Source organism: Mesorhizobium australicum WSM2073 (assembly GCF_000230995.2).
Lineage (GTDB): Bacteria > Pseudomonadota > Alphaproteobacteria > Rhizobiales > Rhizobiaceae > Mesorhizobium > Mesorhizobium australicum.
On sequence record NC_019973.1, the window covers coordinates 4,386,251 to 4,400,095 of the forward strand.

Consider the following 13,845-nt stretch of genomic DNA (forward strand, 5'->3'; position numbering starts at 1 on the left):
TCTGCTGAAGTTCCTCGCATCCACGCGCGGGAATGCCAAACGGGGTGTAGGCAGTCATGAGGTCAGCGGCGGTCGACTACGCGCCGTCCCAAGCTGAAAGGCGTAACTTTCAGCGCGTCCGGGTCAAAATCTACGGACGTTTCATGCTGGAGGACCGCACCGAGCACCCATGCCAGGTGGTGGACATGTCGCCCGGCAACGTGGCGCTTCGCACCGACCGCATCGGCATGCCCGGCGAGAAAGTCATCGCCTATATCGACCATATCGGCCGCATCGAGGGTGTGCTGACACGCACGCTGCCGGATGGCTTCGCAATGACGGTGATCGCGTCCGACCGCAAGAAGGACAAACTCGCCGCGCAGTTGACATGGCTTGCCAACAAGCACGAACTCGACCTGCCGGAAGACCGCCGCCACGAGCGCGTCTCGCCCCGCAACCCGACCAGCGTGCTGCAGCTCACCGACGGCCGCCAGTATCAGTGCCGGATCATCGATCTGTCGCTGTCGGGCGCCGCGATCGAGATCGACGTGAAACCGGCGATCGGCGTCCAGGTCATGCTCGGCACGATGCGGGGTCAGATCGTCCGGCATTTCGAAGATGGCGTCGCCATCGAATTCGCCGTCATCCAGCGCCCCGAGACGCTCGATTCCGAATTCAACACGCCGCGCGCCTGATCGGCCGCAAAGCATGCCCGTCAAGCCGGCCCTCGCGGCCGGCTTTTTCGATTTCGGGGTGCGGCGATCGATAGGTCTTGGATGGCAGGTCGCCATAGTCGGAAATGGTCCGCGGGAGGCCGAACTTGCCGAAAACCCCAGCGCAGCAATCCAACCAATTCAATACTAAAATGATTCAAATTTTATGTTTATTCTATAGGCGTTTTACTTAAAATCTACTTCGGGCCTTTGCGTCGAATAAATCCAGATGTGGCACTGTCTCCTTCGAACGGGGAGACTGAACAATGAAAAAAACGAGGGGCAAGCTGTTGCTGATGGCAATGGCGATGCAGCTTTTCGCCTGGGGATCAGCATATGCCGCGGGACCGGCCTATATGCATACCGGCGGACGCACGACGCAGCCTGTTGGCCACTATGAATTCTGCCAACGCATCCCCGGCGAATGCAACGAGAAGACCGCCAAGGGGGCGCCTGTCGACCTGAGCCGCAAGCTCTGGGCGACGATCGTCAGCATCAACAATTCGGTCAACACCCGCATCAAGCCGCGCACCGACATGGAAAACTACGGTGCCGAGGAATACTGGGCCTACCCGGACAATGGCTATGGCGATTGCGAGGACTACGCGCTGGAAAAGCGCCGCGAGTTGATGGATGCGGGCGTGCCGGCCGGTGACCTCTTGATGACGGTTGCGCGCCAGCCGAATGGCGACGGCCACGCGGTGCTGACCGTGCGCACCAGCCTCGGCGAGTTCATCCTCGACAATCTTGAGACCAAGGTGCTGTCCTGGACGGATACCGACTACACCTATCTCAAGCGTCAATCGACGGAGAATTCCGGCGTTTGGGTGACGATCAACGACGGCCGTTCCGACGCGGTCGCCAGCGTCCGCTGAGGACGCCAATGAGATCAGGCGCGTTGCACGACGCGCTTAACGAGAAACCCGGTCGAGTCCCCACCCTCCCCGTCCCCAACGACCGGGTCAAAGGAGCCGGCCCCGTCCCCGGGCCGGCTCCGCCATTTCTGGGAAGACATCAGTACATTGTGGTATAAATTTCCACAGGCGGAAGATCGAGATATTATCAGTCGGCAACTCCGCCTTCTGGACCGCAGCCGATGCAGGAAATTCCGGAAGATCGATGCGAACGCCATCGTCTGTTCAGGGCGATCGACGATGCCTTCAAGGCTGGCGACTTCGTGGCCCTCGGCACCGCCCTGGGTCGTTCGCCCCGCTGGTTTGACGAGCGCATGCCGTTTGAGCTCGGCCTTGGCCATCCGCTCGAATACGCGATCTACTGGAGCCCGCTTGCCTTCGTCGTGGCGCTGCTCGACGCCGGGTCGAGCCCAAACTACGACGATCATGCCGGATTTCCATCGATCATCGCGGCGCTGTCCACCGAGCGCGCGGACAAGCTCGACATCATCCGCATCCTCATCGATCACGGCGCCGATGCGGACATGCGAGGTGTCAACGACTGGACGCCGCTCCATCACGCCGTGGCCATGCGAGACGCCGAGGCGATCCGCCTGCTTCTTGCCGCCGGCGCGGATCCCTCTTTGAGGACTCGCATCGACCACTGCACGACAGCGCTGGAAGAAGCAGAGATTGCAGGGTTCGAGGTGGGCGCGTCGCTGCTGCGGGCAGCCCTTGCGGAGCGCTCAACCGGCAGCCGGGATTAATAGGCGCCGGTGGCCGACGGCATGCCGGCCGAGACCTCAGACCTTCTTCAACCCGAGCTTGAAGCGCCTGGCGTTGGCGACGTAGTGCGCGGCCGAGGCCCGCAGCCGCTCGACCGCCGCGTCGTCCAGCACCCGGATCGCCTTGGCGGGCGAGCCGACGATCAGCGAATTGTCCGGAAATTCCTTGCCTTCGGTGACCAGAGCGCCGGCGCCGACGAGTGAATTCTTGCCGATCCTGGCGCCGTTGAGCACGATGGCGCCCATGCCGATCAGGCTGTTGTCACCAATCGTGCAGCCATGCAGCATGGCGCGATGGCCGATCGTACAGCCCTCGCCGACGGTCAGCGGAAAGCCGGGATCGGTGTGCATGACGGTATGTTCCTGCACATTGGTGTCGGCGCCGATGACGATGGGCTCGTTGTCACCCCTGATGACGGCGCCGAACCAGAAGCCGGCATTGCGGCCGATCCTGATGTCGCCGATCAGCGTCGCATCGGGCGCGATCCAGTTCGAGTCCGCGTCGGCGAAGCTCGGCTCCGTTCCATCGATCGCATAAAGCGGCATTGTCTGTCTCCGATTCGCCTCAGCCTGGAAACCCTAGGAGACCGACAGCCCAGGAAGCAATGGCCAGCACGACGATGCCCAGCGCCAGCGACCAGGCAATAGCGGTGCAGCCGCATGACAGGAGCGCCACTGTCGAGATGCGGTTCGCGCGCCTCGCGTCAAGCGCATCGTTGACCAGCATGAACGGCCCGGCGCCCGCGGTCACAGCCAGCGAGCGCAGCACATGGGCAGGCGATACATAGGGTTCGGTGAAGGCGACCTTGCGACCCGATACCAGCTCCATTGTCGAGCCCGCCAGACCGCAAACCGTCAAGCCGACGATAAAGGCGAACAGCAAGAGTTCCATCTGGGCCACATTAACCCTCCATTTACCATGAAATCGCACAGTCGTTTCAGGAAGTCTGCAAGGGCCGTGCCGTGCGAAGTGTGCCGTCAAGGGACACTTGGACCGCGGACACCCGGATGGCCGTTTGGCGGTGGAACGAGGACCGAGATGAAGCAGGCAGCGATCGCCGACGGCCCGAAACTGACCGTGGTCGATTCCATGCTGATGAAGCGGGTGTTCTACGCGTTCGCGGCTCTGGCCTTGCTGTCGATAGCCATCAGCCTTGGCGGCAAATGGTTCGGCCGTTCCATTGCCATGGCCGGCTACACCGACGACGCGACCGTGCGCGAAGTGGTGATCGGCAACAACGTCATAACCGTGCCGGCCAATTTCATCCGGTTCGAGCAGGCCCGGCGCGACGGCGTCGCCACGCGCCTCGACCTTTATATGCGCTATCCCCAGATGGACGGCTACAGCGAGGCGTCGCGCGATGATTTCAATCACGCCGGAGCCAACAGGAACATCATTTTCCTGTCCTTCGAGCAGCAGATGATGTCGCGCGACATGAGCGGCCGGTTCGGGCCGATCTACAGCGCGCTCATCATCCAGCCCGGCATACCAGGCCCCGGCGGCACGACGGTCTACGGGTTCAATGAGAAATCAGGCTACCTGAACGAGGTGCTGGTCGTCGGCAAGCGCGCGGGCACCGACCCTTTCGTGGCCCGCTGCCTCAGCGGGCCGAGCGCCGGCGAATCGCTGGCGCCCTGCGAGCGGGACATCCATGTCGGGGACGATCTCAGCCTTACCTATCGCTTCCCAAGGGAATTCCTTGGCGATTGGCAGACGCTCGACCTGGCAATCACGGCCAAGGCGAGGCGAATCCTCAAGACCGGACATTGACAGGCTAAAGAGGCCGGCCGCGCTCGATGCGGCCTGCCGTGGCATTGCGGGCTCAGGCCAGGTCGATGTCCAGGATCGCCATCGAGAAATTGTAGTCGCCGTCGTCCTCGTCCTTGAAGACGATGCCGAGGAATTCGTCACCGACATAGACCTCGGCCGAATCTTCCTTGCGCGGCCGTGCCTTGACCTCAAGCTTGGGGTTCTGGAAGACGCGCTTGAAATAGGCGTCCAGCTTTCTGATTTCGTCCGGCTTCAACAGTCTTCTCCGATCATCGGCTTGCTCGTTTGAACGGCGCTTCTGGCACGTCGACAATGGCGATGTAAAGGCAAGCCGGCCTTATTGCACCGGAAGCGGCAGCGCTGCCGGGCATTCATCCGGGGCAACTGCCGGCAAATCAGATATCGAAACTGATGACATGGTCCATCTTCTGCGACGGCAGAAGCTGGTCCATCTGGCGCGAAGGCTGGTCGCAGCCGGTCTCGCCAACCACGCGGGCCGGTACGCCGGCTACCGTCTTGTTGTGCGGCACAGGCGACAGCACCACCGATCCGGCGGCAATCTTGGAGCAATGGCCGATCTCGATGTTACCGAGAATCTTGGCGCCGGCGCCAATCAGCACGCCGTGGCGGATCTTGGGATGGCGGTCGCCACCGGCCTTGCCGGTGCCGCCCAGCGTCACGCCATGCAGGATCGACACGTCGTCCTCGATAACCGCCGTCTCGCCGACGACGAGGCCGGTGGCGTGATCGATGAAGATGCCCTTGCCGATGCGCGCGGCCGGATTGATGTCGGTCTGGAAGACCGCGGACGAACGGCTCTGCAGGTAAAGCGCGAAATCCTTGCGGCCGTGGTTCCACAGCCAATGCGCCAGCCGGTGGGTCTGGATGGCATGAAAGCCCTTGAAATAGAGCACCGGCATGATGAACCGGTCGCAAGCCGGGTCGCGGTCATAGTAAGCCTGTATGTCGACGCGCACCGTGGTCGGCCAGTCCTTGTCGTCGGCGAGCATCGACTTGAAGGTCTGGCGGATGAGATCGGAGCCGATATCCTGATGGGCAAGCCGCTCCGCGATCCTATGGATGACAGCCTCTTCCAGACTCTCCTGGTTGAGGATCGTGGAATAGAGGAACGCGGCCAGCAAGGGATCGCGGTTGACCGCTTCCATCGCTTCGTCGCGGATCGAACGCCAGATCGGGTCGACCGGCTGCAATGCGCTTTGGCGGGAAATGCTGATGCTGTTCATCGACGTCTCGTCCTGCGTCCTGCTAGTCTGCCTGCCATCTGGCCGCACATATAAGCCAGTTCATAGCATGATTGAACTCAATTTTCCTTAGTGCTGTGTCAAATGGATTTGGTTCGCGGGAATTCAAGCAGCCATGGAAAACGAACCCTTGATCGACGATGCCCTTAAAACCGAGCTTTCGGTCCTCTACAAGGCCGGCGATCGCCCCTATCACAACCTCGCCCATATCGAAGCGATGCTGGGTCTGGCCGGCGACTATCGAACGCTTCTGGACGACCCGGAGGCCGTCGAAGCGGCGATCTGGTTCCACGACGCCGTCTACGACAGCAGGGCCAAGGACAATGAGGCGCAAAGTGCCGCCCTTGCCGAGCAAAAGCTCGCCGGCCGCATCGATGCCGGGCGGCTGAGCCACGTCAGCGCAATGATCCTCGCCACCGCCACGCACCAGGTGCCGCTGTTCGACGACGTTGCGGCGACGCGCGACGCCAGCTTGTTCCTCGACATGGATCTTTCGATCCTGGGTGCCGCACCGGATGCATTCGACGCCTATGAACGCGCGGTTCGCCGCGAATATGGCTGGGTGGAAGAGCCTATGTGGCGTGCCGGGCGCGGTGCGGTGCTGAAAGGCTTCCTTGCCCGCCCGCATATTTTTCACACGCAGGAGTTCCGGCAGCGCTTCGAGCCGCAGGCAAGGCGGAACATGGCACGGTCGCTGCAGGCCTTGACCTGATTTAGATCATTTTCGCGACCCGAGACGCTCGTCCCCCAAACGCCGGAGCCTCAGAGCGGATTTTCGGCATAAAACTCCAGCACGCGCTGCTTGAAGGTCTTGTCCCCGACGGCCAGCATATGGTCCCTGCCCTCGATGTGGAAGGCCCTGGCGTTCGGCATCAGCGCCGCAAGCTCGTCCGGCGATCCGCCAATGTCGTCGGTGGTACCGACCGCGATCAGCGTCGGCTGGGCGATGCGGGCAATATCCTGCTCATCAAGCAGTTCCCGTGAGGTCACGATGCAGGCGGCAAGCGCCCGGCGGTCGCTGCGGGTCTGGTCGGCGAAGGCGCGAAAAGAGCGACCGCGCGGATGGGTGGTCGCGGCCGGATCCTCGGCCAGAAGGGCGGCCGCGATCGGATCCCAATCGCCTACTCCATCGATCATGCCGATGCCGAGGCCACCAAAAACCAGCGTCGCCACTTTGTCCGGGTCGGACAGTGCCAGGAAGGCCGCGATGCGCGCGCCCATCGAATAACCCATGACATGGGCGCGCTCGATGCCGAGATGACCGAGCAGGGCTGCCGCGTCCGAAGCCATTTTCGCCGGTGTATAGTCGGCCTCCTCATAGCTCTTGGATGACGAGCCGTGGCCGCGATTGTCGAAGGCAATGGCGCGGTAGCCGGCATCGTTGAGCGTCTTGAACCATCCGGGCGACACCCAGTTGACATAATGGCTCGATGCAAAGCCGTGGATCATGAGCACCGGATCGCCCTCGCCCGATGCCGGCTGGCGGTCGAGGAAGGCTAGATCGAACCCGTCATGAGAGAAAAACTGCATCGGCTACACCACCATCGGCATTCAGCCGCCGCCACTTGGCGCATCGCCCTTGTCCGCCGGCGGCGAGCTCGGACCGGAGACCGTGCCGATCGCCGGATGGCTCAACAGATTGCCATATTCGATGCCGTTCCTGGCGGCCGTGCCGGCCTTGAGTTCAAGTACGAAACGCACGGGTACGCCAGGTGAAATGACGGCCTCGGACTGCGGTACGCCCTGTTTGACAGCCCGGATCTTGCCGTCCTGACCAATAAAGATCAGGTCAAGCGGCATCGACGTGTTCTTCATCCAGAAGCCGACCTGTTGCTGGATCGGAAAAACGAACAGCATGCCATGGTCGTCCGCCATCTCCTGGCGATACATCAGCCCGGCCTCCCGCTCCGCGTCGGTGTCAGCGACTTCAATGGAAAACGAGCGATCTCCGTTTTTCGTCGCCACAACCAGCGGCGCGGGATCGACGGGAAGGACCATGGCCCGGCCATCGGCCGCGCTGGGTACCTGGAAATAGAAGAATGCGGCGGCGGCGACCATGACGGCAGCCACGGCGCACATCACGCCCGCCGTCAGCCCGTTCCTGTGTGTCATATGAAATCCTCGGCCGGATCGCCCTAGTGCGAAACCGGCAAGGTGCCCATATCGGGGTGAATTTCGGCGGCCATAAGGCCTTTGTCACCGCGGCCGAAACGGACAAGCACGACCTGCCCTGGCCGAAGCTCGGTGATGCCGTAGCGCCGCAAGGTCTCCATATGGACGAAAATGTCCTCGGTGCCCTCGCCGCGCGTCAGAAAACCAAACCCCTTGGTGCGGTTGAACCATTTGACCAAAGCGCGTTCGAGCCCGCTCTCCGGAGTCACCGAGACGTGGGTGCGCTGCTCCTGCATTTCCGCGGGATGGACGGCGGTGGTGACATCCATGGAAAGCACACGGAACGCCTGCAGCCCGCGCTCACCCTGCTTGACAAGGCAGACCACGCGCGCGCCTTCCAGGGCAGTCTGGAAGCCGTCCCGTCGAAGGCAAGTCACATGGAGGAGGATATCGCCCGAAACACCGTCATCGGGAAGGATAAAGCCATAGCCCTTGGCCACATCGAACCATTTGATGGCGCCGGCAATCTCGGCCAGGTCGGCATCGCCGCCTTCATCGTGAGACAAAGCGTCGCCAAGGGTATTGGCCCGCCCCGTCAAAGAGGCCTTTTCCCCCATAAGAATGCCCCCTTTATTCAAGAACACCGCAACTGATTCTTGACACCAGATTAACACCGCGGCTTCCGGTGTGTGCAAGACCTGACGTGCCTTTTTTCACGGTTCATTGCGGGAATACCGGATTTGTTCTTTGCCGGCACCGCTTGCCGCCTCACGATTGCCCTTTGACCGGGCCGACCCTATGTTGCGCCGCAACCCAACAGATCGAGGAAAACACATGCGCTATCTGCACACCATGGTCCGCGTCGCCGATGTCGATGCCTCACTCGATTTCTACTGCAACAAGCTCGGCCTGAAGGAAGTTCGCCGCTATGAAAACGAGCAGGGCCGCTTCACGCTGATCTTCCTGGCCGCTTCGGAAGACGAGCAGAGCGGCATCAACGAGAAGGCGCCGCTGGTCGAACTCACCTACAATTGGGATCCGGAAGACTACAAGGGCGGGCGCAATTTCGGTCACCTCGCCTATGAGGTCGACGATATCTACGCCACTTGCCAGCATCTGATGGACAATGGCGTCACCATCAACCGGCCGCCGCGCGACGGCAACATGGCTTTCATCAAGTCGCCTGACGGCATCTCCATCGAGCTTCTGCAAAAAGGCCCAGCGAAGGCCAAGGCCGAGCCGTGGGCATCGATGGCGAATACCGGAAGCTGGTAATCGATCACCTTTTCGAGTGGCCGGCGGCCACTCGATGGTGTTTGGCGAGGTTGTGCCTATCTATGCAGCCATGGCGCCTGCCCGGAAGAGCGGCGCCTCGTATGAGATTGAGCTTCGGAGAACCTTCATGCCGACAAGCCATGCCAATGTCGCCACGGCCCATGCAAGCCGCTATCTGCAACAGCTGTGCAAGCATTGGGCGCACAAGTTTCCCGTCGAGTTCGACCCCAACCACGGCATCATCGACCTTTCACTCGGCCGTACGGTCATGGACGCCGACGGGGCAGCGCTGCACATCACGGTATCGACCGACGAGCCCGCTTCGATCGAGCGCCTCGAAAGCGTCGTTGCCGACCACATCAAGCGCTTTGCGTTCCGCGAAGAACTGGCCTTCGACTGGAAACGCGCCGAGGCGGCATAGTTCGTTCATGCGTGTCGCCGCCGCGCATTTCCGGCGAGACGCATGGATCAATCGCTGCCGGACTTGCCCGCCATCTCCAGCAGCGCCAGCACCGAACGCCAATTGCGTGCCGTGCCCGGCACTTTCAACGTGCGCGGAATGAGGTTGGCGAACACCGATTTGCCGAGCCCGTCCGGCGCGCTGAGGTAGAGCACGTCGCCCTTGACCTCGAAACGCTCGGGACCAGTGCACTTTTCCGCCAACCGCGCCACCTCGTCGGCGGTCGGCTCACGCTCCAGCGCATAGGCGTGGAGCTTTGTGTGGTCGGCGGCCGCTTCCGGATATGGATTTTCGCGCACCAGCCTTTCGAACCATTTGAAATCGCGCACCATGATGCGCGAATGGAAACCCCATTTTGTCTCGAAGGCCGCCTCGATCCGTTTGGTCAGCGCGGCCGCATCACCGTTGTCGGCCCGGAACACGACATTGCCGCTCTGCACATAGGTGGCGACATCGGAAAAGCCGAGATCCTCGAAGAAGGCCCGCAACTCCGCCATCTTGACGATGCGGTTGCCGCCGACATTGATGCCGGAAAACAGGGCGATGAAGATCTTTCCGCTCATATGATGAACCCGGCCAATGTCTCGTTTTCGGTGATGTCCTGATACTGGACGCCCTCGGCCCCGAAATTTGCCTCAAGGAGATCGAAATTGCGCCGATCCTTGGTTTCGATGCCGATCAGCACCGAGCCGAAATTGCGCGCCGACTTCTTCAGATATTCGAAGCGGGCGATGTCGTCGTCGGGACCCAGCATGTCGAGGAAGTCGCGCAGCGCGCCCGGCCGCTGCGGAAAACGGATGATGAAGTATTTCTTCAGGCCCTCGAAGCGCAGCGCCCTTTCCTTGACGTCCGGCAGCCGCTCGAAATCGAAATTGCCCCCAGACACCACGGCGACGATGGTCTTGCCCCTGATCTCCTTCCTGGAAAAATCCTTCAGCGCGTCGATCGCCAGCGCGCCGGCGGGCTCCAGGACCACGCCTTCGATGTTGAGCATCTCGATCATGGTCGCGCAGAGCCGATTTTCCGGGATGAGCCGCACGCTGTCGGCGGCAAACTCCTTGAGATAGCGCAAAGGTTCGCGGCCGATCTCGGCCACCGCCGCGCCGTCGACGAAGTTGTCGACCTTGGCGAGCTTCAGCCGTTTTCCCGCGGCGAGGCTCTCGCGCAGGCTCGGCGCGCCGGCCGGCTCGCAGAAGACGAAACGCGCCTCGCGGCCCTGATCGGCGAAATAGTGCGTCACCCCGGCGGCGAGCCCGCCGCCACCCACCGGCAGCATGACGATGTCGGGCATGCGCCCGCCCGGCATCTGGTCCGCGATCTCGTAGGCGACCGTCGCCTGACCCTCGATGATATCCTTGTGATCGAAGGGCGGCACCATGTGGGCACCGGATCTTTCGGTGAATTCGAAGGCGGCGCGGTAGCAGTCGTCGAAGAAATCGCCGACCAGCCTGATCTCGACGAAATCGCCGCCAAACAGCCTGGTCTTGTCGATCTTCTGCTGCGGCGTCGTCACCGGCATGAACACCACGCCCTTCTTGCCGAAATGGCGGCAGACGAAGGCGAAGCCCTGCGCGTGGTTGCCGGCGGACGCACAGACAAACAGCTCGGCCTGGTTGCCTTCGCCAAGCGCCTTGCGGAAGAAGTTGAAGGCGCCACGGATCTTGTAGGAGCGCACGGGGCTCAAATCCTCGCGCTTCAGCAGCACCCGCGCGCCGGTCTTCTTCGACAGATAGTCATTTTCCTGCAGCGGCGTTTCCGGGAAGATCTGGCGGATCGCGGAGGCGGCGGTGGCGACGCGCGAGGAAAAGCTGGTCATGGCAAGATCATCCCGGGATCGCCCGCGGGCGAGTTAGAGGAGAACCCTATTACACATCCGGCCCCGCAAGACCATTGCCCGGTCGAGCCCGTGCCCGCAACGGCGCCTTCCCGAAATGCTAGCAAGCACTTGGGGACGTTTGTTCATGCCTCTTCGTCGCGCTGAGCCGCGCATTGGTGGACGCGGAAGTTCGACATCCGGCCAGTTGCAGGTGCCTGACTTGTGCGACGTTGCGGCCTTGCCACCCGCTTTGGCTTTCGCGCAACACTGCGCCCGCGGTCGCGAGGCGCCGACCGCATTTTGGCTGGACACGACTTACTTCCGCCGCACTTCGCCTGCTGGGGAGATATCGCGGAGGGTGGATTGGCCCTTTTTGGGCTCGAGTGGATTTTTGACGTGCATTTGAAGACGATTTGCATTCTTGCGCTTGCGCTGCTGGTGGCGGGCTGCGGCGGCCGCAAAACCGAGGAACTGCTCGGCAGCGCGGTCATGTCCGCGCCGGTGACGGAAATCGCAGGCAACCACTCGATCTTCATTGCCACGACCCGTAAGGCCTCCGACGATCCAAACAAGGTTTTCGACGGCGAACGCTCGGCGACGCTGAACTACGCCCGCGTCAACGTCACCGTTCCCGGTCTCCACCAGACCGGGCAGATCGAGCGGCGCTCACGCGGCAAATCGAACGATCCGGCCAAGTATTTCATGGCTTCCGAAGTCGTCGGCTACGACACGCAGCCGAAATTCGCCAGCGCGCTCAGCGCCGACATAGCGGCACGCGGCGGCCGCGTCATGGTCTTCGTCCACGGCTACAACACCGGCTTCGACGACGCCGTCTACCGCTTGACCCAGATCGTCCACGATTCCGGTTATCCGGGAACGCCGGTGCTGTTCTCGTGGGCCTCGGGAGCCAAGACCACCGACTATGTCTATGACAAGGAAAGTGCCAGTGCCGCCCGCGACCAGCTCGAAGTGACGTTGCGCATGCTGGCGCAGAGCGGCGCGCGGCGCATCGACATCGTCGCCCATTCGATGGGAACCTGGGTGACGATGGAGACACTGCGCCAGCTCGCCATCACCGGTGACCGCGACCTCGGCGGCAAGCTCGGCGACGTGGTGCTCGCCTCTCCCGACATCGACGTCGATGTGTTCAAGAGCCAGATGCGCCGCTATGGCAAGCCGGACAAGCCGTTCATCCTGCTGTTGTCTGATGACGATCGCGCGCTGAGATTGTCCGGCCTGATCGCCGGCTCGCGCCCACGCGTCGGCGACTACAAGGATGCCGCGGACCTTGCCTCCTATGGCGTGACGGTCGTCGATCTCTCCAAGGTCAAGGGCAGCGACAGCTTCAACCACACGAAATTCGCCGACAATCCGGCACTGGTGAAGATGATCGGCCAGCGGCTGCGCGAGGACGATGGTTTCGCCAGCGACCGGGACGTGACCGACCGCATCAGCCTGCTTGGGCAGTAGATGCGGCGCAGCGGATTTCGCCGTGCCTGTCCGGCATCGCCGAACGATCGGCTCACTTTGAACTGGACCGCGCCCGCCTCTGGCCTTATCGGAGTATCGAGCGACGTCATGCGTTTGACGTCCCCCTATGCGGGAGCCGACGCGTGGCCTTGGGCTTGAAGAGTTTCGGTGTCGTCGCGTTCGCGCTGCTGGTCGCTGGCTGCGCCGGAAATACGCATGATCTGCTCAACAAGACGACGGTCACCGTACCAGCATCCGATATTGCGGCCACCCATGAGATATTTGTCGCCACCACCCGCCAGAAAGCGGTGAAGGACCCGCGACAGGTCTTCGACGGCGACCGTTCCCTGACCACCAGTTTCGCGCGGGTCGACGTCACGGTTCCGAAGAGCCATCAGGTCGGCAACATCGAGCGCGCCAAGGGTTCCGCCAACAGCAATCCGGCCAAGGATTTTGCGGCCACGGACGTCACCTTCTACGAAGGCGCGCCGCAATTCGCCAAGGCGGTCGGCTCCGACATCGCCATGCGCGGCGACCGGGCGCTGGTTTTCGTGCATGGCTTCAACAATGGTTTCGACGATGGCATCTACCGGCTGACGCAGATCGCCCACGACACCAAATATCCGGGCACTCCGGTGCTGTTCTCATGGGCATCGAGCGCCAAGACGACGGGCTACATCTACGACAAGGACAGTTCCACCGCCGCCCGTGACGATCTCGAGGCAACGCTCAGGATGCTCGCCAAGACGCGCGTCAAGAGCATCGACATCATCGCCCATTCGATGGGAACCTGGCTGACGATGGAGGCGCTGCGCCAACTTGCCATCACCGGCGACCGCGATCTCGGCGGCAAACTGGGTTATGTCATCCTTGCCTCACCGGACATCGATGTCGACGTGTTCAAGAAGCAGATGATCCGTTATGGCAAACCCAACAAGCCGTTCGCCGTGCTGCTTTCGGGCGACGACCGGGCGCTCAAATTGTCCTCGTTCATCTCCGGCGACAAACCGCGCGTCGGCGACTATGGCGATGCCGCCGATCTCGCCTCCTATGGCGTGTCGGTGGTCGATCTGACCAAAACGAAAGGCGGTGACGGCGGCCTCAACCACGCGAAATTCGCCGACAACCCGTTCCTGGTGCAATTGCTGGGCGACCGGCTGCGCACGCCGGCCGGGCTCGCCGCGGACGAGAACCCGGCACAGCTCGCCAATATCGGTCAGGGCCTGGGAAAGGTCGTCGGCTCCGCCGCAGAAGTCATCATCACGACGCCGTTCAAGGTGCTGACCATCGCCACCGGCGGGTGAGCAGC

Annotated in this window: 18 protein-coding genes; 9 read left to right on the forward strand and 9 right to left on the reverse strand. The window is 62.2% G+C overall.

Translation table 11 applies throughout. From position 1 onward, the window contains the following. Nucleotides 1-56 precede the first annotated feature (56 nt). The 3 genes from MESAU_RS21105 to MESAU_RS21115 all read left to right on the forward strand — a co-directional run bounded on the left by MESAU_RS21105 (nt 57) and on the right by MESAU_RS21115 (nt 2,352). Nucleotides 57-674, forward strand: coding sequence for a PilZ domain-containing protein (locus MESAU_RS21105; RefSeq protein ID WP_015318053.1), 618 nt, complete (start codon nt 57-59; stop codon nt 672-674). A 284-nt stretch (nt 675-958) separates the two neighbouring features. Beyond that, complete coding sequence (locus MESAU_RS21110; RefSeq protein WP_015318054.1) at nt 959-1,567, forward strand: transglutaminase-like cysteine peptidase; 609 nt, start codon at nt 959-961, stop codon at nt 1,565-1,567. A gap of 302 nt (nt 1,568-1,869) precedes the next feature. Further along, a complete protein-coding gene (locus MESAU_RS21115) occupies nt 1,870-2,352 on the forward strand; it encodes an ankyrin repeat domain-containing protein (protein ID WP_224682268.1) in 483 nt (160 codons plus the stop codon). A gap of 36 nt (nt 2,353-2,388) precedes the next feature. Here MESAU_RS21115 and MESAU_RS21120 read toward each other — a convergent pair whose 3' ends face one another. Beyond that, the gene (locus tag MESAU_RS21120; RefSeq protein WP_015318057.1) at nt 2,389-2,916 is read right to left on the reverse strand and encodes a gamma carbonic anhydrase family protein; all 528 of its coding nucleotides are present in this window, start codon (nt 2,914-2,916) and stop codon (nt 2,389-2,391) included. A 19-nt stretch (nt 2,917-2,935) separates the two neighbouring features. Continuing rightward, the gene (locus MESAU_RS21125; protein WP_041163463.1) at nt 2,936-3,262 is read right to left on the reverse strand and encodes a DUF6949 family protein; all 327 of its coding nucleotides are present in this window, start codon (nt 3,260-3,262) and stop codon (nt 2,936-2,938) included. A gap of 147 nt (nt 3,263-3,409) precedes the next feature. On the opposite strand from MESAU_RS21125, the gene MESAU_RS21130 reads away from it, so the two are divergent. Continuing rightward, nucleotides 3,410-4,141 (forward strand): hypothetical protein, encoded by a 732-nt coding sequence (locus MESAU_RS21130; RefSeq protein ID WP_015318059.1) that lies wholly within the window; start codon nt 3,410-3,412, stop codon nt 4,139-4,141. Nucleotides 4,142-4,193: 52 nt separating this feature from the next. Here MESAU_RS21130 and MESAU_RS21135 read toward each other — a convergent pair whose 3' ends face one another. Both MESAU_RS21135 and cysE read right to left on the reverse strand, forming a co-directional pair. Further along, on the reverse strand, nt 4,194-4,397 hold the full coding sequence (locus MESAU_RS21135) for a DUF3126 family protein (RefSeq protein WP_006200852.1): 204 nt from the start codon (nt 4,395-4,397) through the stop codon (nt 4,194-4,196). A gap of 139 nt (nt 4,398-4,536) precedes the next feature. Next, nucleotides 4,537-5,385 carry a serine O-acetyltransferase gene (cysE, locus tag MESAU_RS21140; RefSeq protein ID WP_015318060.1) on the reverse strand — a complete coding sequence of 283 codons (849 nt, stop codon included), beginning with the start codon at nt 5,383-5,385 and terminating at the stop codon, nt 4,537-4,539. Between the two features lie 133 nt (nt 5,386-5,518). Between cysE and MESAU_RS21145 the strand changes: the two genes are divergently transcribed. Continuing rightward, nucleotides 5,519-6,115, forward strand: a complete 597-nt coding sequence (locus tag MESAU_RS21145) for an HD domain-containing protein (RefSeq protein WP_015318061.1) — start codon at nt 5,519-5,521, stop codon at nt 6,113-6,115. A 50-nt stretch (nt 6,116-6,165) separates the two neighbouring features. On the opposite strand, the gene MESAU_RS21150 is transcribed toward MESAU_RS21145, so the two are convergent. From MESAU_RS21150 to MESAU_RS21160, 3 genes are read right to left on the reverse strand one after another with little or no spacing between them, the layout of a single operon-like run. After that, nucleotides 6,166-6,933, reverse strand: coding sequence for an alpha/beta fold hydrolase (locus MESAU_RS21150; RefSeq protein WP_015318062.1), 768 nt, complete (start codon nt 6,931-6,933; stop codon nt 6,166-6,168). Nucleotides 6,934-6,954: 21 nt separating this feature from the next. Next, complete coding sequence (locus tag MESAU_RS21155; RefSeq protein WP_015318063.1) at nt 6,955-7,515, reverse strand: DUF192 domain-containing protein; 561 nt, start codon at nt 7,513-7,515, stop codon at nt 6,955-6,957. A gap of 23 nt (nt 7,516-7,538) precedes the next feature. Then, on the reverse strand, nt 7,539-8,132 hold the full coding sequence (locus MESAU_RS21160; RefSeq protein ID WP_015318064.1) for a cold-shock protein: 594 nt from the start codon (nt 8,130-8,132) through the stop codon (nt 7,539-7,541). Nucleotides 8,133-8,349: 217 nt separating this feature from the next. On the opposite strand from MESAU_RS21160, the gene gloA reads away from it, so the two are divergent. Then, nucleotides 8,350-8,790: a lactoylglutathione lyase gene (gloA, locus tag MESAU_RS21165; RefSeq protein WP_015318065.1), complete on the forward strand. Its 441-nt coding sequence runs from the start codon at nt 8,350-8,352 to the stop codon at nt 8,788-8,790. 127 nt (nt 8,791-8,917) lie between these two features. Next, the gene (locus MESAU_RS21170) at nt 8,918-9,211 is read left to right on the forward strand and encodes a DUF2218 domain-containing protein (RefSeq protein ID WP_041163846.1); all 294 of its coding nucleotides are present in this window, start codon (nt 8,918-8,920) and stop codon (nt 9,209-9,211) included. A gap of 47 nt (nt 9,212-9,258) precedes the next feature. On the opposite strand, the gene MESAU_RS21175 is transcribed toward MESAU_RS21170, so the two are convergent. Beyond that, nucleotides 9,259-9,813 (reverse strand): DUF1697 domain-containing protein, encoded by a 555-nt coding sequence (locus MESAU_RS21175; protein WP_015318067.1) that lies wholly within the window; start codon nt 9,811-9,813, stop codon nt 9,259-9,261. Beyond that, nucleotides 9,810-11,066 (reverse strand): threonine ammonia-lyase IlvA, encoded by a 1,257-nt coding sequence (ilvA, locus tag MESAU_RS21180; RefSeq protein ID WP_015318068.1) that lies wholly within the window; start codon nt 11,064-11,066, stop codon nt 9,810-9,812. Before ilvA ends, MESAU_RS21175 begins: the two co-directional genes overlap by 4 nt. 396 nt (nt 11,067-11,462) lie before the next feature. Here ilvA and MESAU_RS21185 point away from each other — a divergent pair, with 396 nt between their 5' ends. Both MESAU_RS21185 and MESAU_RS21190 read left to right on the forward strand, forming a co-directional pair. Next, nucleotides 11,463-12,536 (forward strand): alpha/beta hydrolase, encoded by a 1,074-nt coding sequence (locus MESAU_RS21185; RefSeq protein WP_083883249.1) that lies wholly within the window; start codon nt 11,463-11,465, stop codon nt 12,534-12,536. Nucleotides 12,537-12,679: 143 nt separating this feature from the next. After that, nucleotides 12,680-13,840 (forward strand): alpha/beta hydrolase, encoded by a 1,161-nt coding sequence (locus MESAU_RS21190; RefSeq protein WP_015318070.1) that lies wholly within the window; start codon nt 12,680-12,682, stop codon nt 13,838-13,840. The last annotated feature ends 5 nt before the right edge of the window (nt 13,841-13,845 follow it).

Bases quoted from the DNA above. Each gene is read 5' to 3' on its own strand.
- cysE (WP_015318060.1), bottom strand. From the start codon at position 5,385: ATGAACAGCATCAGCATTTCCCGCCAAAGCGCATTGCAGCCGGTCGAC.
- MESAU_RS21120 (WP_015318057.1), bottom strand. From the start codon at position 2,916: ATGCCGCTTTATGCGATCGATGGAACGGAGCCGAGCTTCGCCGACGCG.
- MESAU_RS21110 (WP_015318054.1), top strand. From the start codon at position 959: ATGAAAAAAACGAGGGGCAAGCTGTTGCTGATGGCAATGGCGATGCAG.
- MESAU_RS21105 (WP_015318053.1), top strand. From the start codon at position 57: ATGAGGTCAGCGGCGGTCGACTACGCGCCGTCCCAAGCTGAAAGGCGT.
- MESAU_RS21145 (WP_015318061.1), top strand. From the start codon at position 5,519: ATGGAAAACGAACCCTTGATCGACGATGCCCTTAAAACCGAGCTTTCG.
- MESAU_RS21155 (WP_015318063.1), bottom strand. From the start codon at position 7,515: ATGACACACAGGAACGGGCTGACGGCGGGCGTGATGTGCGCCGTGGCT.
- MESAU_RS21170 (WP_041163846.1), top strand. From the start codon at position 8,918: ATGCCGACAAGCCATGCCAATGTCGCCACGGCCCATGCAAGCCGCTAT.
- MESAU_RS21125 (WP_041163463.1), bottom strand. From the start codon at position 3,262: ATGGAACTCTTGCTGTTCGCCTTTATCGTCGGCTTGACGGTTTGCGGT.
- ilvA (WP_015318068.1), bottom strand. From the start codon at position 11,066: ATGACCAGCTTTTCCTCGCGCGTCGCCACCGCCGCCTCCGCGATCCGC.
- MESAU_RS21130 (WP_015318059.1), top strand. From the start codon at position 3,410: ATGAAGCAGGCAGCGATCGCCGACGGCCCGAAACTGACCGTGGTCGAT.
- MESAU_RS21175 (WP_015318067.1), bottom strand. From the start codon at position 9,813: ATGAGCGGAAAGATCTTCATCGCCCTGTTTTCCGGCATCAATGTCGGC.
- gloA (WP_015318065.1), top strand. From the start codon at position 8,350: ATGCGCTATCTGCACACCATGGTCCGCGTCGCCGATGTCGATGCCTCA.
- MESAU_RS21150 (WP_015318062.1), bottom strand. From the start codon at position 6,933: ATGCAGTTTTTCTCTCATGACGGGTTCGATCTAGCCTTCCTCGACCGC.
- MESAU_RS21160 (WP_015318064.1), bottom strand. From the start codon at position 8,132: ATGGGGGAAAAGGCCTCTTTGACGGGGCGGGCCAATACCCTTGGCGAC.